Source organism: Amycolatopsis deserti (assembly GCF_014653945.1).
GTDB lineage: Bacteria > Actinomycetota > Actinomycetes > Mycobacteriales > Pseudonocardiaceae > Amycolatopsis_E > Amycolatopsis_E deserti.
Map to the genome: position 1 here is coordinate 1,030,539 of NZ_BNAU01000002.1, position 22,566 is coordinate 1,053,104.

Sequence of the window (22,566 nt, forward strand, 5' to 3'; positions counted from 1 at the left end):
CACCCTGCGAGGAAACCCATGAGAATTCTGCGTGGCGCGCTGGTGGCCGCGACGGCGGGACTGTGCCTGCTCACCGGCACGACCACCGCCGCGATCGCCGAGCCGGTGCCGATCACCGCGGCGGCGGAGCAGGTGCTGACCTGGACCGCCGACGACAGCATGACCTCCTACGCCTCGGCACCGGCGACGGCGGTGGCGGGCACGGCGACCATCGTGTTCGAAAACAGCACGGAGACCGGCAACACCACCGGCATGACCCACACCCTGACCTTCGACACCTCGACGCCGGGCTACAACCACGACGTCGACCTCAACATCACCGCGAGCCCGCTGGACGCCCAGCACGGGCTGCACCAGGCGCAGGTGACCCTCACCCCGGGCAAGTACCGCTACTACTGCGCGATGCCCGGGCACACGATGAGCGGCGAGCTGATCGTCACCGAGAGCGGTGAGCAGGACACCACGCCACCCGAGGTGACCGCGACCGTCGACGGCACCACCGACCCCGACGGCAACTACGTCGGCACGGCAACGCTGACGCTGACCGCGACTGACGACAGCTCCGGAGTGGACGCCGTCGAGTACACCCTCGACGACGACACCTACCGCCCTTACAGCGGCCCGGTCACGATCACCACGCCGGGCGCGCACACCGTGCACTACCGCGCCACCGACAAGGCGGGCAACGCGAGCGACCCGAAGACGCTGGTGGTCAACGTCGTGCAGCCCAACGACGACACCACCGCGCCGCAGGTGACCGCGAGCGTCGCGGGTGAGCGCAACGACGCCGGGAACTACGCGGGCAGCGCCACCGTGACGCTCACCGCGACCGACGCCGAATCCGGCGTGGCGAAGATCGAGTACACAATGGATGGTGGCGCGTACGCCACCTACAGCCAGCCGGTCGTCCTGGGCACGGGAACCCACACGCTGACCTACCGCGCCACCGACAAGGCCGGCAACACCAGCGAGCCGAAGACCGTGACGGTGACGGTGGACCCGCTCGGCGACGTCACGGCGCCGTACGTGACAGCCGACCTGGACGGCGAGCTGAACACCGAGGGTTCCTACGCCGGCAAGGCCACGCTCGTCCTGGCCGCCACCGACACCGAATCCGGGATCGCCTCGATCGAGTACGACCTGGACGGCGCCGGGTTCGTCCGCTACGGCCAGCCGGTGACCATCACCGCGGTCGGCACGCACATGCTGCACTACCGCGCGACCGACCGGGCCGGCAACACCAGCGCGGTGCAGATGCTGTCGTTCACCATCGCCGAAGCCGGTGACGTGACCGCGCCGGTGGTGTCCGTGCAGCTGTCCGGGGCGCAGAACTGGTCGTGGGACTACGTGGGCCCGGTGACGGTCACGCTGTCCGCCACGGACGAGGCCTCGGGTGTCGCGCGCATCCAGTACTCGCTGGACGGCAACGTGTTCACCCGCTACCGCAAGCCGTTCGTCGTCGACCACGTCGGCACCCACACGATCCGCTACCGCGCCACCGACGAGGCCGGCAACACCAGCGAGATCGGCAGCGTCACGTTCACCGTGGTGTCGTCGACCGGCCCCTCGAAGCAGGAGCGGCAGCCGAACCCGGCGTTCGAACGCATGGTGTGACTCCTCCCTTTCACGAAAGGACCACTCATGGCCAAGATGACGCGGCGCGCCGTGCTCGGCACCGCGGCGGCCGGGCTGGCCGCGTCGGTGCCCGGCGTCGCGGCGGCGGCACCGGTGCGGGCGGCGGGCACGACCCGGCGGATCACGATGTACGCCGAGAAGATCTCCGACGAGCTGTACGGCTACGGCCTCGCGCCCGGCGGGGCGACCGTGCCGGGACCGGTGCTGGAGATGTGGGAGGGCGACACCCTCGAGATCGACCTGGTCAACACCACCGACCGGGTGCTGTCGCTGCACCCGCACGGCGTCGACTACGACGTGAACTCCGACGGCACGCTGATGAACGGATCCGCGGTGATGCCGGGCCAGACGCGGCGCTACACCTGGCGCAGCCATGTGGGTTACCGCCGGGCGGACGGGTCGTGGGCCGAGGGCACGGCCGGTTACTGGCACTACCACGACCACGCGATGGGCACCGAGCACGGCACCGAGGGTGTGCTCAAGGGCCTGTACGGGGCGCTGGTGGTGCGGCGGCAGGGCGATCTGCTGCCGAAACGGCAGTTCACCGTGGTGTTCAACGACATGACGATCAACAACCGGTCGCACCACGACGCGCCGACGTTCGAGGCGAACCTCGGCGAGCGCGTGGAGTGGATCGCGATCGGGCACGGCAGCAACTTCCACACCTTCCACCTGCACGGGCACCGCTGGCTGGACAACCGCACCGGCACGCGGACCAGCGAGTACGACCCGAGCCCGCTGATCGACATCAAGGACCTCAACCCCGGGGTGTCGTTCGGGTTCCAGGTGATCGCCGGTGAGGGGGTCGGGCCGGGGATGTGGATGTACCACTGCCACGTCCAGAACCACTCGGACATGGGGATGGCCGGGATGTTCCTGGTGCGCAACGCCGACGGCACGATGCCGGCCGGTGTCCACGAGCACTGATTTTCTGGGAAGGAGAGCGGCATGTGTGGTGGTGTGCCCGTCGTCGTCGACCGGCGGCGGTTCCTGAAGGGTGTGGCGGCGACAGCGGCCGGGGTGGCGGCGGTGGGGGTGCCCGCGACGGCGGCCGCCTCGCCGGGGCGGCGGATTCCGAACAGCCGGATCGGGCTGCAGATGTACTCGGTGCGGGACGCGTTCATGTCCCAGCCGGAGGCGGTGCTGCGGGCGCTGGCCCGGGCCGGGTACCGGAACCTGGAGTTCGCCGGGTTCCCGGGCGGAACCGATCCGGCGCACGCGCGGGAGGTCCGGCCGCTGCTGGACAAGTACGGCCTGCGGGCGGTGTCGAGTCACCACGGGTACGCGGAGTTCCTCGACGACGCGCGGCTGGGTGAGCTGATCGAGATGGCGCGGATCCTGGGGCAGCGCTACATCGTGTGCCCCGGCGGGGTGCCGGACACGGCGGAGGGGTTCGCCGAGGCCGGTCCGGCGTTCAACCGGGCCGGCGAGCGGATCCGGCGGGCGGGGATGAAGCTGGGGTACCACAACCACACCAGCGAGTTCACCGGCCACGGCCCCGACGGGCGGAGCTTCTACCAGATCCTGCTGGACGGTTCGGATCCCGAGTTGCTGTACCTGGAGCTGGACATGGGGTGGTCGTCGGCGGCCGGGCTGAGCGCGCAGGAGAACGTCGAGCTGATCCGGGCGAACCGCGGGCGGATGCTGCTGGCGCACGTGAAGGACCTGGACGCTTCCGGCAACCTGGCGGACCTGGGCACCGGGGTGGTCGACTACCGCACCATCCTCAGCGGCGCGACGCGGCTGGGAATGCGCGAGTTCATCATCGAGAACGACGACCAGAGCAACCCGCTGACCGATTCGCGGGCCGACCGGATGCACGACTACCTGGCCGCGCTACAGCTGCGGTAGGGGGCCGGCCGGCGGCGCGCGGGGAGCACCCGCGCGCCGCCGCACCCACTACCCGGATTTGCAGCTGCACCAGGTGCGCGAGCACCCCACCCACGCACCCCTTGGCCTCCCCACCCACCACTCCCCCGCTGCGGCGCCCCATGCGCCCCGGCGGCGCAGCCTCCCGGGCGCGCGGTCAAATCGCCCCGCGCCGAACGGCCCACACCACGGCCTGGATGGGCGTCGCCACGCCGAGGCGGTCGCAGACCGCCCTGATGCGTCGTCGTACGGTTCGCCCGGACAGGCCCACCCGCTCGGCCACCTCCTCCGGCGACAGCCCCTCCGCGAGCAGCCCCAGCAGCACCAGGTCGCCGCGGGGCAGGTCGGTCACCTCTCCCACCAAGCGATCGTCATTCGCGCGGCCACGGTGGGTCAATGACACAACAGGACAAGCTGGTTCAGACCGCGGCCGCGAGGTCGAGCCGGTCCCACCCGCCGGTCGGCAGCGGCCGGACGTCGCGCACCCAGTCCGCGAGCAGGTAAGGCAGGCACACCTGCACCGGCTCGCGCTCGGCGGGCCCCGGCTCCCACGCGCACTCGCGGCCCTCCAGCGACGCGGCGAGGAAGTCGTTCCACCGCCCGTAGTCCGAGGCCACGGCGAGGTGCTCCGGCGCGTCGAACTCGACCGTCGCGAACCCGCGGCTCAGCTCGTGCTCGGCGTCGAAGAGGGATATCGCGTCGATCAGCCGCAGCTCACCACGCCACGCCCAGACCGGCGGCCGCCCGCCGGTGTCCACCCCCGCGCGTGCCATGGCCTCGACCATCGCCCGGTAGGGCACCACCAACGAGGCCGGAACACGATCCCAGTCGCCGAGAAGGTCGCCGGTCACCCGGGACAACGGCTGAAAAGTACGCAAGAGCACGATCAGCCAGGCTAGCCACGATCACCCCGCGCGCACCTCCGGGAATTCCCCGGAACCGCCGAGCAGCTGAACCACCACGTCACTCGAACGCCCCCGCTGCCGCGACTCCCGGCCCGGCCAGCGTGCCGACTCGCCCACGCCGCCGAGCTCGCACAGCCTCAAACTCCCGGACGCGACCGCGCACCGCCTTCACCGCGCCACGCCGCCGTCCGACCAGCGCCCACGCCGCCCCAAAACTCCCGGGCGCGCCGGCGCGCCAGCCCCAGCGCTCCGTGCCCACGCAACCGTCCGCCCCCCCCCGGCCGGCCACGGCCAGCGCAGCCGCAACCTCCCAGCCCGACCGGCGCGCCAGCCCCACCGCTCCGTGCCCACGCCACCGCCCGGCGCCCCGGCCGGCCACGGCCAGCGCAGCCGCAACCTCCCAGCCCGACCGGCGCCAGCCGCACCGCTCCGCGCCCACACCGCCGTCCAGCCACCCACCGGCCCACGCTCGCACAGCCTCAAACTCCCGGGCGCACCAGCCCCAGCGCTCCGTGCCCACGCAACCGTCCGCCCCCCGGCCGGCCAACGCTCGCGCAGCCGCAACCTCCCAGCCCGACCGGCGCCAACTCCACGCCCCGCGCACGCAACCGCCCGGCCCCCCGGCCGAGCTACGCCTGCGTAGCCTTCGGCTCCCGGGCCCGGTGCCCGTTGGGCCCGCCGTGCGAGCGCCCGAACGGCAGCCGCTCCCCCACCTTCTCGCCGACCTTGGCCCGTACGACGCCGGCCGCGCCCTGGACAGCCGGGTGGTCGGCGACCGCCCGGTAGGTCCGCACGATCTGCTCGTACCGCGCACGGCCCGCCCGCGCCCCGAGCACGTACCCGACGGCCGCGCCGAGCAGGAAAGTCTTCATGCCCGCCTCCTGGTGTCTCCGGCTCGATCACACATTGTCCCCCAACCCCCGGGAAACTGCCGGGGGGTGCTTGCAGAGCGCGATCGCCCATGAGCTAGAGTTCTCTCCCGTCAGCCCGGAGCGATCCGGGCAGGCCAGAGCGTTCCCCTGTAGCTCAATTGGCAGAGCATTCGGCTGTTAACCGAAGGGTTGCTGGTTCGAGTCCAGCCGGGGGAGCAGCGCAAACAGGGCCCCGGAGATCATCCGGGGCCCTTTTGACATCCAGGGGTGACATCAGTTCCCCGCGGCCAGCTGGTTCATCCGCTCGACCCTAGAGCAAATCGTGACCGTAGGTGGTCGTGATCGAGGCATGGCTGAGCTGCTCCGCACCCCACGGTTCGCTGCCCCCGCCCCGAGCCAATGTGGCACAAGTCATACACACTGGCCGACGCTCGCTCTCCGTAACCTCTCGGTACGGGGACTCACACCGCCTGATCGATCGCGGCCTCGTAGAAGGCGTCCGCGAGCGCCATGATGACTGCGCTGATCCCGGGACCGTCGCTGAAGAAGTAGTCGGCCATGGTGTTGTGGGCTTCCTGGTTCTCGACGACTGCCTCGGTGACCGCGACTTGGAAGTCCTGCGACTCCATGAACTGCTTTTTCGAGTTCACCTTGGTCTGGTTGACCAGCTCCGGATAGGCGAGCAGTCGCTGAACCAGCCCCTGCACGAACTCCCGGATCTGCGACTGGGTGAACGACTCGGCGCCGAAGAGGTCGTTCATCTTGTCGATGACCACCTGGAGAGCGACGTACTTCGGCTCCTTCCGTGCCCCGGTGCCCGCCGCGCTGATTCCCTTCAGCTCGCCGCCACCGGTCAGCGAGATGTCGACCGCGGTTCTCTTGCTGTGTTTGACACCGACCAGAACCACGTCGGAGAGGTCGACTTCCGCCGACCACGATGAATCTGCGATGACCTTGTCCAAAAGCCGCAGGAAGATCGACAGCATCTCCATGTACGGGTCGCCGTAATCGACGATCTGGCTCATGAAGTCGTAGAGCCGGACGTAAGTGGAGACGTCCTTGCGGAACAGGTCGAGGGTGTTGAGGGTGACCTTGTCGTCGGCTTCGATCGCTTTCGCGTAGCGGCGGGCGAACTCGTTCTTGGCCGGGCTGATCGCAGCAGAGAGCGCGTTGTTGCCTTTCCGGGTGACCCACAGCTCAGCGACCTCGCGCACCTGCTCCGGGGTGTAAATCCCGGCCTGAGCGAGCTTCATCGCGAGGTGGACGACGACGTACGGGTCGGTCTCGGTCTCCAGCCTGGCATTGGTGTAGTAGGGCTCGAACGCAGCCCGAATGTCCTCGGGCTTGTTCACGAAGTCGATGACGAACGTCTTGCGCTTCTGCTCCCCGCCCGCCGTGCGATGGGTGCGGTTGAGCCGGGAGAGTGTCTGCACTGCCGTGACCCCGGAGAGCTTCTTGTCCACGTACATCGCCGAGAGCAGCGGTTGGTCGAACCCCGTCTGGTACTTGTTGGCGACCAACATGATCTTGTACGTTGCGCCCTTGAAGGCGGCGGCCAAGTCAGAGCCGGCGCCGGGGTTCAAGTTGGCCTCGTTGAACTCGTCGTCCTTGCTCGGCTGGGGTCCCCAGTCCGAAGCCCACTCCTCGTCGTCCGCCATCGTTACCGACCCGGAGAAGGCGACCAGGGTGCGGTAGTTGTACGAGTCGTCCTTCGCGGCCCGCTTCGTGATGTAGGCGTCGATCGCCTTCTTGTACTTCACCGCGGCCTTGCGCGAGTCGGTCACGACCATCGCCTTCGCCTTGCCCTCCAGCAGGTGGGCGACGTTCACGTGGAAATGCTCGACGATGATCTGCACCTTCTGACTGATGTTGGTGGGGTGCAGCTTCACCCACCGCATCAGCCCTTTCCGCGCTGCGGCCTCCTCCACCACGACCTCGCCGTCGCCGCTCTCCACCTGACCGGCGATCTTCAGCGCGGTGTCGTAGGACTGGTAGCCCTTGAGCACGTCGAGGATGTAGCCCTCCTCGATCGCCTGCCGCATCGAGTAGAGGTGGAACTCGACCGGCTTGCCGTCAGGACCCTTGCGACCGAAGAGTTCCAAGGTCTTGTTCTTCGGCGTCGCGGTGAACGCGAAGTAGGAGATGTTCTCTGACTCGGCCCGCTCGGTCATCTCCGCGGCCAGTATCGACTCGACGTCGACGGAGCCGCCTTCCTCGATCTCCTGGACCTCTTCCGCGGTCAGCACGGCCTTGAGTTTGGAGGAGATCTGCCCGGACTGCGAAGAGTGCGCCTCGTCCGCGATCACCGCGAACCGCTTCCCCTTTAGCCCCTTGTCGGCCCGGATCTCATCGAGCGCGAACGGAAAGGTCTGCACCGTCACTGCGATGATCAATTCACCGTTTTTCAACGCGGTCGCGAGCAACCCGGACTTCGACTTCGCCCCTGCCTTGCGGACGTCCTCCGGGCTGATCGTGGCGACGATCTTCCCCGACCCGTCGATCTGCCGGATCGCCTCCTGGAGCTGCCCGTCGAGGACGGTACGGTCCACGACCACGATCACCGAGTCGAAGACCTTCTCGTCGTTCACGTGCAGCCGCGCCAGCCGGTGTGCGGTCCAGGCGATGGTGTTGGTCTTCCCCGACCCTGCGGAGTGCTCGATCAGGTAGCGCTGCCCCACCCCCTCCTCGCGAACCGCGTCCACGATGTTCGTCACGGCCTCCCATTGGTGGAACCGCGGGAAGAGCATGGTCGTACGCCGCACCGAGGTGCCGGTGGTGACATCCCACTCCTCCTTGGTCTCCACGATCATCAGCCGGCCGATGATGTTGAGCCAGGTGTGCTTCTCCCAGACCCGCTCCCACAGGTACGCCGTCGCAGACCGTCCGCCTTCACCTGGTGGGTTTCCCGCACCCCCGTCATGGCCCATGTTGAACGGCAGGAAGTGGGTCTTCTCGCCTTCAAGTCGGGTGGTCATCGCGGCCAAGTCGTTGGAGACCGCGAAGTGCACCAGCGCCCGGTGCCCGAACGACAGCAGCGGCTCCGGCCGCCCGTTGGTCATCGGGTGCCGGTTCTTGCGATACTGGTTGATCGCCTCATCCAACGACTGGGTGAAGTCGGTCTTCAACTCCACGGTGGCGACCGGGAGCCCGTTGATGAAAAACACCAGGTCGATGCTGCGATGGTCGGCGGTGGAGAAATGCACCTGCCGCATCACCCGCACCCGCATCGCCGCGTACTGCTCGTTGGTGGTCGCGTTCAGGCTGGTCTCGGGGCGGAACTGCGCCATCTTCAACCGACCACCGCCGATATACTGCACCCCGTTGCGCAGGATGTTCAGCATCCCGCCGCCGTGTTCGAGAGGTTTGTCGAGCGCCGTGGTCAGCACGTCGAGAAACTTCGCCTCCGACCCAGCCGCCTTCAAGGCCTTTTTATACGGCGTCGACTGGGTCTCTTCCAGCCAGGCGAACAGGTCCTCGGGAAACAGGGCGCGCTCACGGTCGTAGCCGGTGTCGTTCGCCGAGTACAGCCAGCCATGCTCGGCCAGGTACTCGCAGATCTCGGTTTCGAAGACGATCTCGTTGTGATCGGCCATCACGCCGCCTCTTGCACGTCGATCTGACCAGTTACGGCTGCGGTGATCAACGACCCTCGGCGCTCACGGGCGAGCTCGATGAACCGCTCGGTCTCTGCGATCAGTGTGTCGATCTTCACGGTCTGCTCATCAAGGTGCTGGGCAATCCGGCGCTGTTCCTCGACTGGAGGCAGCGTCAAGGGCAACCGACCAAACGTCGACCAGTTGCGAAAGTCAACGCTTCGCTCTCGTACATTCGGTGCCTGAGTAGCGAGGAATCCGCTGCGCCCGAGGTAGCGAAGGAGTTGAGCAACATAGGGCAAGTGGTCACCAGCGACCGCTTCGCAGACGTGATACACGGGCGTCGCGTTTCCATGGCTGTCCGAGATTCCGACGGCACCGGCGAATCCGTCGAGCGCGTGGAACACGAGGTCGCCGGGACGGATCTCCTGATACCCATGTTCGGTATTAGAAAATGTGTAGCCGTCCTCCCGGCGATTGCTTCTGAGGGTCACAACGCCGTCCCGGAAGGCAGTGACAACACCAAGGCCCGGCACGGCAGGGCGGGAGAGCGGCCGAAGCACCCGCTTGACCGTTGTGTGGCGAGCGACGATTGGCGCGCCCAGAAGCTCATCGGCTTCAGCTTCGCGTCGTTCGCGAAGCATCTCGATCAGGCGCTGCTGCTCCTCGATGAGTGTGTCGATGCGGGTGGTCTCTCGGTCGAGGTAGTCGGCGATGGCACGTTGCTGTGACGGGGCGAGGACAGGGAGTTCAAGCCCACCGACGATGGACGTGCTCACAGCCGCGAACGTCGAACCTGTCGCCAGAACCTCGAGTTCAGGACGCGAGTGCAGCAGCCACCACTTGACGTAGCCCGGCACAGCTCCGCACGGACGGATCGCGCAAAGCCCGCGGCCGATCCCGTACGCACGATCTGCCACATTGACCGCACCGACAGGGGCCCGTACTGAAAGTAGGATATCGCCTGGTTCACACTGCTTCGGAGGAACGGAGCACTCGTACCGTGGAGTCGGATGCGTCGGACCGAACTCGGCATTCCCCTGGAGGAACGGTTGACCATCCCCCAGAAGATTGACGTCTTCAGACGAGGGCGACTGCCCAGCGATAAGGTCCGCGACGTACTTGAGCGGTGTCACCGTTCAACCTCCCGTAGCAAGTCGAGGATCTTGGCGACCTGCTTTTCCAGGTCGGCGTCGATCTCGGCGAGGGGGCGGGGTGGGACGTACTTGTAGAACTGGCGGGTGAAGGGGATCTCGTAACCGGTCTTGACCTTGGCCCAGTCGATCCAGGCGTCAGGCACGTGTGGCTTCACCTCGGCGTCGAAGTACGCCTGGATGACCTCGGCCTTGCCGGCCGCGCCCTCGTTCGAGCCGCCGTAGGTGAACGGCACGTTCTCGGTGTCGCGCTTCTTCGTGTCCGGTTTGGGTTTGCCTTTGCGGTCCACGACCGGCTTGCCGTTCTCGTCCAACAGCGGCCGCTCGACGGTGATGGTCCAGTAGCCGAACTCGTCGATGCGCAGCACCTTGGAGAAGTCCGGGTCCGCATCTTCGAAGTCGGCGTACAACTTCAGGATCTTGGCGCGGTCGGTGTCGCTGATCTCGCGGCCCTTGGAGCCGAGGTTCTTGCGCATCTTGGTCCAGAACGACGAACCGTCGATGAGCTGCACCTTGCCCTTGCGGTCGGGGTGCTTGGTGTTGTCGAGAATCCAGATATAGGTCGCGATTCCAGTGTTGAAGAACATGTTCGACGGGAGCGCCACAATCGCATCAACCAGGTCGTTCTCCAGCAGCCACTTCCGAATGTTGGAGGGACCGGACTCGGCAGCCCCGTTGAACAGGGGCGAGCCGTTCATGACGATCCCGGCCCGGCCGCCGCCGTCCTCCGGCGCCCGCATCTTGTGGGCCAAGTGGAGCAGGAAGAGCATCTGCCCATCCGATGTCGATGGAAGACCAGGAGCGAACCGGCCGTAGGGGCCCGCTTCGTCACGCTCCTTCGTGACTGCCTTGGCGTACTGCTTCCAGTCGACGCCGTACGGCGGATTGGACATGCAGAAGTCGAACTGGCGGCCCTTGAACGCGTCATCGGTCAGCGTGTTGCCAAAGGCGATGTTGGTCGCGTCGTGGCCCTTGGCCAGCAGATCAGACTTGCAGATCGCGTACGACTGCGGGTTGTACTCCTGGCCGTACAGGCTCAGCCTCGCGTCAGGGTTGTGGGTGAGCAGGTGCTCCTCAGCCAGAGCGAGCATGCCACCAGTGCCCGCGGTGGGGTCGTACAGGGTGCGGACGATGTTGGCCTCAGTCAGGACGGCGTCCCTCTCTGCGAAGAGCAGGTCGACCAGCAGCCGGATCGCGTCCCGCGGAGTGTAGTGGTCACCGGAGGTCTCGTTGGCGGCCTCGTTGAACTTGCGGATGATGTACTCGAACGCGTCGCCCATGTCGGCGTTGGACACGACGTCCGGATGCAGGTCGACGGCCTTGAAGGACGTAACGACCTCGCGCAGGAGCCCCGCCTTCTCCAAGGTGAGAATTTCCTTCTTGAAGTCGAAGTACTCGAAGACGTCGACATCGGGCGAGAACCGGTCGATGTAGTCGGCCAAGTTGTCCGCCAGCCCGTCGGCATCGGCCAGCAGGTTGGCGAAGGAGTAGTTCGACGTGTTGTAGAACGGCCGACCGGTCGCCTTCTTTACCTCGATCCTGAGCCGGTTCGGATTGTCGTACTCCGCCGCCAACTTCCGCACCGTCTCCCGGTCAGGCTCGAGGATGCAGTCGAGGCGGCGCAGGATCGTGAGCGGCAGAATCACGTTGCCGTACTGGTTGGGGCGGTAGGGGCCCCGAAGCTGGTCGGCGATCGACCAGATGAAACTACCCAGCGTGCTCACAACGCTCCTTACGAGGCTATCTCAAGATGAAGGTTGGACGGTCGGCGCGAGCCCGTACAAGCCCGTCCGAACGGACAGCGCAAGACTGCGGCAGCCTGCGTCACAAGAGCATCATTGTGCATCACCGCACCTTAAGTACCACGATGCCGCCAGTCGCAGGATGAGGACCTTCGGCACGTCTTCAAGCCGCCGTGGCGGGCGGCGGCGCGGGCCGAACTGGGCCGCTCCGATCCGCACTGCCGCGCTCAACGCCGTCGGCTGGCGCGTGTAGGTCAGGGGAAGGCACAGAGGCGCGGGGCAATCCGGGCAGGCGGTTGCCGGGAGGCGCCACCTTTCCGTGATCGTCGATGGTCAAAGCCGGGACGGGCGCCGTCAGCTTTGCTTCACGCCAACAACGCCTGCAGTGGTCGGCTCGTGCACGCACAGTCACGTCCCGTACTTCGGCTGTGCGGCGTGATCGGTTACAGGGTTGACGGCGCCCGTCCCGGCTATGGGCGGCGTTGGATCGCGGAAAGGAGACAGGCGGTTGGCTCGCACCCACCTTGAACAGCGTCTATACGCGCACCCGCCGCCCGGTCGCTGACATCCAATTGTGACATCAACGAGCGCGAACCAGCCCGAACAGCCGTGGCGAAACGCGGGCCGACAGCAGCAGCCCACACCGCGAAACGCCAGGTCGCCGCTACTCGACATGTAGCTGTTAACCGAAGGGTTGCTGGTTCGAGTCCAGCCGGGGGAGCTCCCACCCCAGGTCAACGACCTGGGGTTTTTTTTCTTGGCCAACGAAAGAGGAGCACGCCACCGGGTGTGACGTGCCCCGTGCCGAGAAAAGATCACACGCTCCGCAGCACCGAGACCACCGCTCCCAGGATCACCGCCCGGTCGCCGTCGATCACCTCGTACGCCGGGTTGCGGGGCTCCAGGTACACGTGGCCGTTTCGGCGGCGGTAGACCTTCACCGTGGCCTCTTCGTCGATCATCGCCGCGACGATCTGGCCCGAGTGGGCCTCCGACTGCTGGCGCACCACCACGATGTCGCCGTCGCAGATCGCTGCGTCGATCATCGAGTCTCCGCGCACCCGCAGGCCGAACACCGTGCCGCGGCCGGTCAGCTCCCTCGGCAGGGTCAGCGTGTCGTCCAGCTGCTCGATCGCCGAGATGGGCGTGCCGGCCGCGATGTCACCCACCACGGGCACCGGCACCGAATCACCCGAATCTGCCGGCGACGACGAACCGGACAGGAACGCCCGCACGTCGATCGGCCGGGACATCGTCGCGCTGCGGCGCAGGAAACCCTTCTCCTCCAACGCCGCCAGGTGCTTCGACACCGACGACGACGACCGCAGCCCGACCGCCTCCCCGATCTCCCGCGTGTTCGGCGCGTACCCGTACCGGTTCACCCAATCGCGGATCGCGACCAGGATCCGCTGCTGCCGCTCGGGCAGTGACGCCACGTCCAGGTGCTCGAAAAGATCGTCGTAGGAGGCCACCCGCGGATGTTAGACGCTCACACCCGCGCCACCGCGAACACCCGCCGGAACGGGAACCACGTCGTCCCGTCTGCCCGCGGCGGGTACGCCTCGCTCAGCAGCGGCGCCAGCTCCGCCCGGAACCGCTGCCACTCCCCGTCGTCCAGCGCCGCCCGCACCGGCCGCAGCGCCGTCCCGGTGATCCACTCCAGCACCGGGTCCGGCCCGCTCAGCCGCTGGACGTACGTCGTCTCCCAGGCGTCCACCGTGCAGCCCGCGTCGGCGAACAAGTCCGCGTACTCCACCGGCGAGTCGACCGTCTCCACGCCCCGCAGCCCGCCCAGCCGCGCGGACCACTCCGGCCGGGACGCCACCTCACGCACCAACGCGTGCGACGGCGAGTCCATATTGCCCGGCACCTGCATCGCGAACCAGGCGCCCGACGGCAGCTCCCCCACCCAGCGCCGCAGCAAAGCGCGGTGCTCCGGCACCCACTGCAACACCGCGTTGGTGACCACCACGTCCGTGTCCGGCGATGGCGACCACTCGCGCACGTCGGCCACCCGCGCGTCGAGCCCCGCGGCGCGCGCCGCGTCGACCATTTCGGGCGAACTGTCCAGCGCCTCGAGCTTCGCCTCGGGCCAGCGTGCGGCCAGCGACAGCGTCAGGTTCCCGGGCCCGCAGCCGAGGTCGACGACCCGCCGCGGATCAGCCGCGCCGACCCGGCCGATCAGGTCGTAGAACGGACGTCCCCGCAGGTCGGCGTAGTCGAGGTACTTCTCCGGATCCCACACAGTACGAGCGTACTGCTAAGCCTGGGGCGGTGCCAGCTTCTCCGCGGCCTCGCGCGCGATCGCGGCGACGACCTCCAGGTCCACCCCGGGATCCGGCCGCGCCTGCAGCACGACGCCGTCCCGCCCGGGCAGCTTCCGCTGCACGAACCACACGCCACCGCTGGTCAGCTCCGCCCGGTGCCGGCCCCGGATCGAGCCGTCCACGCGCTGGCGCACCAGCCACGGCACCTTGCCCGGCCGCGGCAGCTCGAACCGCACCGGCTCGCGGTCCCGCAGCACCACCGCCGCTCCCGCCGTGCCGGTCTCCTCGGCCTCGGTGACCGTCAGCGTCCCGTCACCCCAGGTCGCCTTGCTGATCAGGTGCCACCCGATCCGGCGAGCCTCCGCGCCTTCCGGGATCCACAACCCCAGCTCGGTCACCACGAGGTGCCCGCCGCCGCGCACCGGCGCCGACCCGACCGCGTTCTCCGACTCCACCAGCCGGCCGGGGAAATCCTCCGGCAGGGGGTCGCCGATCAGCCGTCGCAGCCACCGCACGCGCTAGTCCATCCCGCCGATGGCCTGGACCTTCAGCGCCTTGCGGTACTCCTCCAGCGCGACGAGGTCCCCGAACAGCGCGCGGTAGTCGTCGGCCGCCTCGATCGGCGACAGCCGCTGCAGGCGCGACTTGATCTCCGCGATCTGCCGCCCCACCAGGTTCTCCTGCACCGCGGCGATCATGCTGCCGATGTAGCGGCCGTCGGCCTCGCCCTTGGCGCGCAACGGTTCCACGGCCAGCTCCGACAGCAGCGACCGCACCGGCCCCTCCGGCGTGTACGGGCTGGCCGCGTCGATCAACGCCGGACCGGACAGCCCGCTGCTCGCGCCACCGGCCTTGAGCACCGCGCGGTGCACCGCCACGTACGCCGGGTGGGTGAAGGCTTCTTCGGGCAGCGCGTCGTACTCCGGGCCCGCGTACGCCGGTTCCTGCAGCGCCGCCTTGAGCACCTCGCGCTGCGCCATCAGCCGCGGGTCGTTCGGGTCCGGCCGCGGCACGTCCGCCACCGCCGTGCCGTTCACGCGCTGCGCCGGACGGCGTCCGTTGCCACGGACCGCGCCGCCCGCGCTCTCCCGCACCCGCCGTACGACCATGGCCTCGTCCTGCCAGCCGACCCACCACGACAGCTTGGTGGCGTAGCCGTCCCGCTTCGCGCGGTCCTTGATCTGCGCGACCAGCGGCACGGTGCGCTGCAGCGCGGCGACCTGGCCGTCGACCGAGTCGAGGTCGTACTCCTTGAGGATGCTGCGGATCGCGAACTCGAACAGCGGCGTGCGCCGGGCGACCAGGTCGCGCACCGCGGACTCCCCCTTGGCCAGGCGCAGGTCGCACGGGTCCATGCCGTCCGGCGCGACCGCGATGTAGGTCTGGCCGGCGAAGGTCTGCTCGCCCTCGAACGCCTTCAGCGCCGCCTTCTGGCCCGCCTCGTCGCCGTCGAAGGTGAAGATGATCTCGCCGCGGAACGCGTCGTCGTCCATCAGCAGCCGGCGCAGCACCTTCATGTGGTCCTCGCCGAACGCGGTGCCGCAGGACGCGACCGCGGTGGGCACCCCGGAGGCGTGCATCGCCATCACGTCGGTGTAGCCCTCGACCACGACCACCTGGTGCCGCTTGGCGATCTCGCGCTTGGCCAGGTCGAGCCCGAACAGCACCTGCGACTTCTTGTAGATCGGGCTCTCGCTGGTGTTGAGGTACTTGGCCTGGATCGGGTCGTCGTCGTGCAGCCGCCGCGCGCCGAACCCGACGACGTCCCCGCTCAGGTCCCGGATCGGCCACACCAGCCGCCGGTGGAACCGGTCGATCGGCCCCTGGCGGCCTTCCTTGACCAGCTGGGCCTTGAGCAGCTCGCTGAACTCGAACCCGCGGTTGAGCAGGTACTTCGTCAGCTTGTCCCAGCCCGCCGGGGCGTAGCCGCAGGTGAACGTGCGGGCCGCGGTCTCGTCGAAACCGCGCTCGGCGAGGAAGTCGCGGGCGATCTGGGCCTCGGGCGTGCGCAGCTGCTCGGCGTAGAACTCGGCGGCCGCCTTGTGCGCCTCGACCATGCGGGAGCGCGTGCCGCGGTCGCGCTGGACGCTGCCGCCGCCACCCTCGTAGGTGAGCCGGAACCCGACTCGGTCGGCCAGCCGCTCGACCGCCTCGACGAACGGGAGGTGGTCGATCTTCATCAGGAACTTGATGACGTCGCCACCCTCGCCGCAGCCGAAGCAGTGGAAGGTGCCGTGCGTGGGGCGGACGTTGAACGACGGGGTCTTCTCGTCGTGGAACGGGCACAGCCCCTTCAGCGCTCCCCCGCCGGCGTTGCGCAGCGCCACGTAGTCGCCCACGACCTCGTCGATCCGGTTGCGCTGGCGAACCTCCGCGATGTCACTTTCCCGGATCCGGCCTGCCACGCCGACCAGTCTAGTGACCGGCGGGGCCGGGTCGTACGGCACACTCGGTGCGTGACCACGCTGGATGCCCTCGCCGCGGAGTTCGCCGGGCTGCGCGCGCACCTGACGGCCGTCGCCTACCGGCTGACCGGCTCGGTGAGCGACGCCGAGGACGCGGTGCAGGAGTCGTGGCTGCGGCTGGCGGCGCTGAGCGAGGACAAGCGCGCGCGGATCCAGGAGCCGCGGGCGTGGCTGACGACAGTGGTCGGGCGGATCTGCCTGGACCGGCTGCGGTCGGCGACGGCACGGCGTGAGAAGTACGTCGGCCAGTGGCTGCCGGAGCCGATCGTCACACCGCTGGGCGCGCCGGCCGGGGACGATCCGCTGGAAGCCGCGGTCCGCGACGAGGGTGTCCGCATGGCGGCGATGGTCGTGCTCGACCGCCTCACGCCCGAGCAGCGGGTGGCGTTCGTGCTGCACGACGCGTTCGCCGTGCCGTTCGACGAGATCGCGGAGATCCTCGGCGTGACCACCGCGACGGCCCGTCAGCACGCCTCGCGCGGACGCCGTGCGCTGGACGACGCGCAGCCGCCACCGCGCGCCGACCTGGCCGAGCAGCAGGAGGTGCTGGACCGGTTCATGCGGGCGCTGGCGCAGGGCGACGTGCGCGCGGTGGCCGAGGTGCTGCACCCCGACGTCGTGCTCATCGGCGACAGCGACGGCAAGGCCAAGACCACGGTGCAGGTCATGGTGGGCGCGGACAAGGTCATCCGCTTCTTCCTGGGGCTGCGGCGGTTCTACCGGCCCGAGGCGATGGCCGCCGGCCGGGTGCTGCTGGTCAACGGCGATCTCGGGGTTTACCTGCCGCCCGCCCCGGGTGGCGACGGCTACCGGCCGCTGGATGCGCACCTGGAGACGTTCGCCGTCCGGGACGGGCGGATCGCCGCGATCTACGACCAGGCCAACCCGGACAAGCTCACCCGGCTTGCGGAACCCGGCACGCCTCACCGGACGTGAAGCCCTGGTCGGTGATGCCGAGGGCGCTGTTGACGCGGGCGCGCTGGTTCTCGAGGCCGACGAGGTAGGTCAGCTCCACCAGCCCGGCGCGGCCGAACTCCCGCTCCAGCTCGGCGACCTGCTCGTCGGTGACCGCGACCGGCGTCTCCGACATCGCGTCGGCGTAGGCCAGTGCGAGGCGTTCCTGGCGGGTGAACAGGTCCGAGGTGGCGTAGTCGTCGATGTTCTTCAGGCGGTCGATGTCCAGCCCGGCGTGCTTCTGCAGCATCGTGCCGAAGTCGACGCACCACGAGCAGCCCAGCCGCACGGCCGTCCGGTACTGGGCCAGCTCGGCCACGTTCACCGGCAGGTGCTTGACCGCCTTCTCGACGAGCATCTCGTGGATTCCGCTGGCGCGCATCAGGGCGGGCCGGTGCGCCACGACGGCGAACGGCTCGGGCACCGCGCCGAACCGCTTGCGGGCGTACCAGTAGACGAGCTTGGTGAGCAGTCCGGCGTCCTTCTCGGTCACCGCGGGGATGCGTGGCATGTGGTCCTCCTTCGTGGTCCTACCGAGGGGACGAGACGGCCGCGCGAAGTGTGACAGCGAGCCGTGACGGGTCACCTCGCGGCGACGGCCGCGGAACAAGCGTCCGGATCGTCGGCCGGCGCGGTGGCGGCGATGATGGCATCCAGCTTGTCGCGAGCGGCGAGCAAACCGGCCACGGCCTCGTCGATGCGTTCGCGTTCCCGGTTCAGGTCAGGCAGCATCCCGGAACACGCCGGCGCCAGGATCTCGCCGTCGTCGATCATGCAGGGCAGCAGTTCGGCGATGGTCGCGGTGGTGAGACCGGCAGCGAGCAGCATGCGGATGCCCCGGACGGTGGTGATGTCCTCTTGACGCCCCACGTCCGGTCGACTCCCTCATCGGTGTGAGACCGCAGTCTATTCGCATGACGACGATCAATCAGCGAGCGCGCCCGTTACCGTCGTCGGCCTCGGTCCGATGGGCCTCGCCCTCGCCGAGACGCTTCGGGGCCATGTACGAGGTCTTCGACCCCGCCGGCGACGCCTTGCGGGGGCGGGTGCTGGTGAACCTCAACTCCGGCACCCCCGAGGAGGCGCGCGCGGCGGCCGGGTGGGCGGCCGAGCGCGGTCTGTCCTACCTGGACGGTGCGATCATGGTGCCCCCGCCCATGGTCGGAGACCCCGGATCCGTCTTCCTCTACAGCGGTTCAGGGGAGGTTTTCGCCGAGCTCCGGGCGACGCTGACCAGCCTGGGCGACCCCCGGTACCTCGGCTCCGATCCCGGGCTGGCGGTGCTGCACAACACCGCGCTGCTGGAGATGATGTACGCGACCATCAACGGATATCTGCACGCCACCGCGCTGGCCGGTTCGGCCGGGGTGCCGCCGGTGGAGTTCGCCGAACTGGCCATCGGCTGGTTCCTGCCCGCGGTGCTGGGCCCGATGCTCGCCGCGGAGGCTCCCGTCCTGGACAAGGGCGAGTACCCGGGTGATCTCGCCACCTTGGAGATGAACCTGAACGCGCTGGAGCACATCGCCCGCACCGCCGAGGAGCAGGGCGTGCACACCGAGCAGCCGCGCCTGATGCGGGAGATCGCCGCACGGGCCATCGCCGACGGCCACGGCGGCAAGAGCTACCTGGCCGTGTTCGAGGTCTTCAAGAAGGCGACGAGCTAGACGCCGCCTTCCCGGGTGTGACAGCGAGCGCCACGGCCATCGCGACCGCGGCGGCGGTGAACGCGGTTGTCAGCCCGGCGCCGCCGAAACCGCCGGTGACCCCCACGGCGATGGCGCCGAGACCCGCGGTGCCGAGCACTCCCCCGGCCTGCCGCGCGAAGGCCAGCACACCCATGCTCGCGCCCAGGACGTCCTTCGCGGCCGTGGTCTGCACGAGGAGCGTGTACGCCGACGCCGTGAGCCCGAACGCGGCGCCGGTCAGGAACAGCCCCGGCACGAGCACGGCCACGCCGACGTGCGGCGCGACGGCCAGCAGGACGAGCCCGGCGAGGCCGCAGCCGCAACCGAGCCGTCCCCACGCGGCCAGGTCGGGCCGGCGGCGGGCCCACGCGGCGAAGGATGCCGAGGTGACCAGCTGGCCGGCCGTCATGGCGGTGAGCAGGGCGGGCGTGGCGCCGACCAGCCCGATGGCCAGGGAGACGTAGGTGAAGGTGCCGAACAGCGCGAGCCCCGACAAGGCGGTGACGAGGACCGAGCGGCGGACCGTGCGATCGTCGAACATGGCTCGGACGGCGGGACGCAGCGGCGGTGTCCGGCCGGTGCGCGTGGGCAGGCCGGGCAGCCCGAGGACGAGCGCGAGCAGGCACAACGGGAGGTTGACCAGGAAGATCCCCCGCCAGCCCGGCCCGGCGACGAGCAGGGCACCCAGCGGCGGACCGCCGACCGAGGCGAGCGCGAAGACCGCCGTCTGCCATCCGGCGCGGCGGATCAGCTGGTCGCGGTCGAACAGCTCACCGAGTGCGCTCATCGCCGTGACGACCAGCCCGCTGCCGCCGATGCCCTGGACGGCCCGCGCGGCGACGAGCGTGGCGATGTCCGGCGCGGCGGCGCAGGCGGCCGAGGCGGCGGCGAAGACGACGACGGATCCGGTGAAGACGGCGCGGCGGCCGTAGCGGTCGCCGAGCCTGCCGAGGACGAGGGTCGCGAACGTGACCGTGACCAGGTAGGCGGTGGTGACCCCGGCGACGGCCGTCCCCGCGGCGAGTTCGGACTGCAGCGCGGGCAGCGCCGCGACGACGACCGTGGTGTCGAGCTGGGCCATCAGCATGCCGAGCAGCAGCGCGGCGAAGGCCAGGTTTTTTGCGTGCATTTCGCACATATTATGCGTGTGTTTTGCACGCATGCAAGGATGGCGGCTGACGGAGGGAGTTCTCGATGGCCGCGGGGCGCGCGTTGTTCCGGCTGGTGCGGTTCTGGTCGCGGCGCTGGGCGCCGGAGGTGGCGCAACGGCTGGACGAGGACGCTCCGCGCACCGCGACCGTGCAGAACCTGTACGTGGTGGAGGCCGTGCACAGCGCCGCGCCGCGTGGGGAGGTCACGGTCGCCGACGTGGCGCGCCAGCTCGGGCTGGACCGGTCGGTCGCGAGCCGGATGATCGCCGACGCGGTGCGCGACGGCTACGTGCGGCGCCAGACCTCCGCCGAGGACGCCCGCCGCGCGCGGCTGTCACTCACCGCCGAGGGCGAGGCGTTCCTCGCGGTGTCGCACGCGCACCAGGAGCAGGTGTTCGAGGCGCTGGTGGCGCACTGGCCGGCCGAGGACAGGCGCCGCTTCGCGAGCTACCTCGACCGGCTGGCACGTGAGGTGCTCGACTCCTAGCCGCGCAGGGCGCGGACGTCCCAGACCCAGACCCCGTCGACATACACGGCCTGCCCGCCGAGCAGCTGGTCCACGGTCTGGTGCAGGGCGTTGCCGTTGGTGACCGGGGCGAGCACGACCGCGTCGGCCTTCCAGTACTTCAGGTCCTCGACCGCCTGGGCGCGCTGGGCGACCGTCACGGTCGGCACCTCGCCGCTGTCGCGCACGTCGGCCAGCAGGTCGGCCGTCGGGCGGTTCACCGCGCCGTAGCGGCCGCGCTTGTCGTCCGGGCCGCTCGGGCCGACGAAGTACCCGTCGGCGAGCGGGAAGCCCAGGTCGGCCTCCACCTGCCAGTGCAGCGCCCGCGCGTCGCCGCCGTTGGGCAGCGGCACGACGACCACCGAACCGTTCCCGACGTACTGCCGCCACGTGCCGTCGGCGAAGAAGGCCGGCGTCTCGGGGCGGATGTAGGTCTTGTAGGGCGTCGGCGCGACCGGCAGCAGCACCGCGGCCAGCGCCCCCAGCCACAGGAACCGCACCGGCAGGTTCCGGTCCCGGAAGCCCGGCGCGGCCTCGAAGACGCGATCGGTCGCGATGGCGAGCAGCGCCGCGACCGCGGGGATGCACCCGATCGCCAGCCGCGACTCCAGCAGCGAGTCGAACAGCGGCAGCTCGTACAGCAGACGCCACGGGCCGGGGATCCCGGTTCCCTCGTGGTTGACGATCATCTCGATGCCCAGCGACAGCCACGCCATCAGGAACATCGAGATAGCGATGGCCCGGGCGACGACGTTGCGCCACAGCCAGACCGTCAGCACCACCATCAGGATGATGAGCGGCCAGCCGAAGAACGCGTTCTCCTCGGTGCGGTTCATCGACACGTCCGCGGCCGCCTCGGGCTGCCCGGCGAGCGACTCGGTGGCGAACCGGGTGAACGCCGCGGTGTCGTTCCCGACCGGACCGTGCTCGAGGGTGCGGTAGCTCTGCGGGCCGAAGAACTGCCACCACAGCGGGTAGATCGCGATGGCGACGGCGACGACCGCCGCGACGGTCAGGCCGCCGGCCATCGGCTTGACCATCCGCAGCGCCTCACGCGGCCGCGACACCGCGTAGCCCGCGGCGAACAGCACGAACGCCATCATCATGATCAGCAGCGGTTCCTCGCCCAGGAACACCTGGTAGGCGAGCATCAGGCCGAGGATGATGCCGTCGCGCACCGGGCGCTGCCCCTGCGCGAGCCGGATCAGCCGCATCACGATGAACGGGATCAGGAACAGCACCACGAAGTTGGGGTGCGCGTTGCCGTGCGAGATCATCGCCGGCGCGAAACCGCAGAACGCGCCGCCGATCGCCGCGGCCGTGCGCGAGGTGACCAGGTGGCGCGAGAACACCCAGTACCAGGCGATCGACGTGCCGGCCAGGCCGCCGGTGAGCGCGATCGCCCAGGTCACGGTGGGTCCGAACAGCTGGGTGATCGGTGACAGCGGGATGCCGAGCCCGAACATGGCCGTGTTGGCCATCAGGTTCACGCCGACCGGGTAGTTCTGCAGGGTGGTGCCGAGCGGGTTCTCCCAGTGGAACACCGCGTGGGCGGTGACGGCGAAGAACCACTCCCACATGTTCTGGTCCTGGCCGCTGTTGTACATGTAGCCGCCGCTGCCCAGGTTCACCCACAGCCCGGCGTACAGGATGAACGCGGCCACGATGTAGATGCCGATGACCAGTGCGTCGGCGCGGCCGAACCGGCGCCGCTCCTCTCCGACCTCGGGCACGGTCTCGGGCGCCTGCAGCAAAGCGGTCACTCTTTC

The 22,566-nt window shown here is 69.1% G+C and carries 20 protein-coding genes and 1 tRNA gene; 7 read left to right on the top strand and 14 right to left on the bottom strand.

Annotation, left to right across the window (positions count from 1 at the left end; translation table 11 throughout):
* The first annotated feature begins 18 nt into the window (after positions 1-18).
* The 3 genes from IE290_RS13245 to IE290_RS13255 are packed head-to-tail and all read left to right on the top strand — an operon-like array spanning position 19 to position 3,486.
* Positions 19-1,614 carry an OmpL47-type beta-barrel domain-containing protein gene (locus tag IE290_RS13245; protein WP_229874456.1) on the top strand — a complete coding sequence of 532 codons (1,596 nt, stop codon included), beginning with the start codon at positions 19-21 and terminating at the stop codon, positions 1,612-1,614.
* Between the two features lie 27 nt (positions 1,615-1,641).
* On the top strand, positions 1,642-2,562 hold the full coding sequence (locus IE290_RS13250) for a multicopper oxidase domain-containing protein (RefSeq protein WP_191244833.1): 921 nt from the start codon (positions 1,642-1,644) through the stop codon (positions 2,560-2,562).
* A 21-nt stretch (positions 2,563-2,583) separates the two neighbouring features.
* Positions 2,584-3,486 carry a sugar phosphate isomerase/epimerase family protein gene (locus IE290_RS13255; RefSeq protein WP_191244834.1) on the top strand — a complete coding sequence of 301 codons (903 nt, stop codon included), beginning with the start codon at positions 2,584-2,586 and terminating at the stop codon, positions 3,484-3,486.
* 175 nt (positions 3,487-3,661) lie between these two features.
* Here the strand turns inward: IE290_RS13255 and IE290_RS13260 are convergent, their stop codons facing one another.
* The 3 genes from IE290_RS13260 to IE290_RS13270 form a co-directional block, all read right to left on the bottom strand.
* A complete protein-coding gene (locus IE290_RS13260; protein WP_191244835.1) occupies positions 3,662-3,865 on the bottom strand; it encodes a helix-turn-helix domain-containing protein in 204 nt (67 codons plus the stop codon).
* Between the two features lie 58 nt (positions 3,866-3,923).
* Positions 3,924-4,364: a hypothetical protein gene (locus tag IE290_RS13265; RefSeq protein WP_191244836.1), complete on the bottom strand. Its 441-nt coding sequence runs from the start codon at positions 4,362-4,364 to the stop codon at positions 3,924-3,926.
* 674 nt (positions 4,365-5,038) lie between these two features.
* Positions 5,039-5,281 (bottom strand): hypothetical protein, encoded by a 243-nt coding sequence (locus IE290_RS13270; protein WP_191244837.1) that lies wholly within the window; start codon positions 5,279-5,281, stop codon positions 5,039-5,041.
* A 143-nt stretch (positions 5,282-5,424) separates the two neighbouring features.
* On the opposite strand from IE290_RS13270, the gene IE290_RS13275 reads away from it, so the two are divergent.
* Positions 5,425-5,497: transfer RNA gene (locus IE290_RS13275), tRNA-Asn, on the top strand.
* A 245-nt stretch (positions 5,498-5,742) separates the two neighbouring features.
* Here the strand turns inward: IE290_RS13275 and IE290_RS13280 are convergent.
* The 7 genes from IE290_RS13280 to dnaG form a co-directional block, all read right to left on the bottom strand.
* Positions 5,743-8,874, bottom strand: coding sequence for a type I restriction endonuclease subunit R (locus tag IE290_RS13280; protein WP_191244838.1), 3,132 nt, complete (start codon positions 8,872-8,874; stop codon positions 5,743-5,745).
* Complete coding sequence (locus tag IE290_RS13285; protein ID WP_191244839.1) at positions 8,874-9,734, bottom strand: restriction endonuclease subunit S domain-containing protein; 861 nt, start codon at positions 9,732-9,734, stop codon at positions 8,874-8,876. The genes IE290_RS13280 and IE290_RS13285 overlap by 1 nt, the downstream gene beginning before the upstream one ends.
* A gap of 272 nt (positions 9,735-10,006) precedes the next feature.
* Positions 10,007-11,752, bottom strand: coding sequence for an HsdM family class I SAM-dependent methyltransferase (locus tag IE290_RS13290; RefSeq protein WP_191244840.1), 1,746 nt, complete (start codon positions 11,750-11,752; stop codon positions 10,007-10,009).
* A gap of 833 nt (positions 11,753-12,585) precedes the next feature.
* On the bottom strand, positions 12,586-13,242 hold the full coding sequence (gene lexA / locus IE290_RS13295) for a transcriptional repressor LexA (RefSeq protein WP_191244841.1): 657 nt from the start codon (positions 13,240-13,242) through the stop codon (positions 12,586-12,588).
* A gap of 17 nt (positions 13,243-13,259) precedes the next feature.
* The gene (locus IE290_RS13300) at positions 13,260-14,015 is read right to left on the bottom strand and encodes a trans-aconitate 2-methyltransferase (RefSeq protein WP_191244842.1); all 756 of its coding nucleotides are present in this window, start codon (positions 14,013-14,015) and stop codon (positions 13,260-13,262) included.
* A 15-nt stretch (positions 14,016-14,030) separates the two neighbouring features.
* Entirely contained in the window at positions 14,031-14,552 is a 522-nt protein-coding gene (locus tag IE290_RS13305) for a hypothetical protein (protein ID WP_191244843.1), read from the bottom strand.
* Between the two features lie 3 nt (positions 14,553-14,555).
* A complete protein-coding gene (gene dnaG / locus IE290_RS13310; protein WP_191244844.1) occupies positions 14,556-16,442 on the bottom strand; it encodes a DNA primase in 1,887 nt (628 codons plus the stop codon).
* A 51-nt stretch (positions 16,443-16,493) separates the two neighbouring features.
* On the opposite strand from dnaG, the gene IE290_RS13315 reads away from it, so the two are divergent.
* Positions 16,494-17,438, top strand: coding sequence for a sigma-70 family RNA polymerase sigma factor (locus IE290_RS13315; protein ID WP_191244845.1), 945 nt, complete (start codon positions 16,494-16,496; stop codon positions 17,436-17,438).
* Here the strand turns inward: IE290_RS13315 and IE290_RS13320 are convergent.
* Together IE290_RS13320 and IE290_RS13325 are read right to left on the bottom strand one after the other, a co-directional pair.
* Positions 17,398-17,967: a carboxymuconolactone decarboxylase family protein gene (locus IE290_RS13320; RefSeq protein WP_191244846.1), complete on the bottom strand. Its 570-nt coding sequence runs from the start codon at positions 17,965-17,967 to the stop codon at positions 17,398-17,400. The genes IE290_RS13315 and IE290_RS13320 overlap by 41 nt on opposite strands.
* 71 nt (positions 17,968-18,038) lie before the next feature.
* Positions 18,039-18,326: a MerR family transcriptional regulator gene (locus IE290_RS13325; RefSeq protein ID WP_229874457.1), complete on the bottom strand. Its 288-nt coding sequence runs from the start codon at positions 18,324-18,326 to the stop codon at positions 18,039-18,041.
* 131 nt (positions 18,327-18,457) lie between these two features.
* Here IE290_RS13325 and IE290_RS13330 point away from each other — a divergent pair, with 131 nt between their 5' ends.
* Positions 18,458-19,120 carry an imine reductase family protein gene (locus IE290_RS13330; RefSeq protein ID WP_229874458.1) on the top strand — a complete coding sequence of 221 codons (663 nt, stop codon included), beginning with the start codon at positions 18,458-18,460 and terminating at the stop codon, positions 19,118-19,120.
* Here the strand turns inward: IE290_RS13330 and IE290_RS13335 are convergent.
* Positions 19,101-20,270, bottom strand: coding sequence for an MFS transporter (locus tag IE290_RS13335; RefSeq protein WP_191244847.1), 1,170 nt, complete (start codon positions 20,268-20,270; stop codon positions 19,101-19,103). The two genes, IE290_RS13330 and IE290_RS13335, sit on opposite strands and share 20 nt — an antisense overlap.
* Positions 20,271-20,335: 65 nt before the next feature.
* Here IE290_RS13335 and IE290_RS13340 point away from each other — a divergent pair, with 65 nt between their 5' ends.
* Positions 20,336-20,779 (top strand): MarR family winged helix-turn-helix transcriptional regulator, encoded by a 444-nt coding sequence (locus IE290_RS13340; RefSeq protein ID WP_191244848.1) that lies wholly within the window; start codon positions 20,336-20,338, stop codon positions 20,777-20,779.
* Here the strand turns inward: IE290_RS13340 and IE290_RS13345 are convergent.
* Positions 20,776-22,560: a glycosyl transferase gene (locus IE290_RS13345; RefSeq protein WP_191244849.1), complete on the bottom strand. Its 1,785-nt coding sequence runs from the start codon at positions 22,558-22,560 to the stop codon at positions 20,776-20,778. The two genes, IE290_RS13340 and IE290_RS13345, sit on opposite strands and share 4 nt — an antisense overlap.
* Between the last annotated feature and the right edge of the window lie 6 nt (positions 22,561-22,566).

Excerpts from the sequence above, each read along its gene's own strand:
- IE290_RS13245 (WP_229874456.1), top strand. The coding sequence starts at position 19 with ATGAGAATTCTGCGTGGCGCGCTGGTGGCCGCGACGGCGGGACTGTGC.
- IE290_RS13250 (WP_191244833.1), top strand. The coding sequence starts at position 1,642 with ATGGCCAAGATGACGCGGCGCGCCGTGCTCGGCACCGCGGCGGCCGGG.
- IE290_RS13255 (WP_191244834.1), top strand. The coding sequence starts at position 2,584 with ATGTGTGGTGGTGTGCCCGTCGTCGTCGACCGGCGGCGGTTCCTGAAG.
- IE290_RS13270 (WP_191244837.1), bottom strand. The coding sequence starts at position 5,281 with ATGAAGACTTTCCTGCTCGGCGCGGCCGTCGGGTACGTGCTCGGGGCG.
- IE290_RS13280 (WP_191244838.1), bottom strand. The coding sequence starts at position 8,874 with ATGGCCGATCACAACGAGATCGTCTTCGAAACCGAGATCTGCGAGTAC.
- IE290_RS13320 (WP_191244846.1), bottom strand. The coding sequence starts at position 17,967 with ATGCCACGCATCCCCGCGGTGACCGAGAAGGACGCCGGACTGCTCACC.
- IE290_RS13330 (WP_229874458.1), top strand. The coding sequence starts at position 18,458 with ATGTACGAGGTCTTCGACCCCGCCGGCGACGCCTTGCGGGGGCGGGTG.
- IE290_RS13335 (WP_191244847.1), bottom strand. The coding sequence starts at position 20,270 with ATGCACGCAAAAAACCTGGCCTTCGCCGCGCTGCTGCTCGGCATGCTG.
- IE290_RS13340 (WP_191244848.1), top strand. The coding sequence starts at position 20,336 with ATGGCCGCGGGGCGCGCGTTGTTCCGGCTGGTGCGGTTCTGGTCGCGG.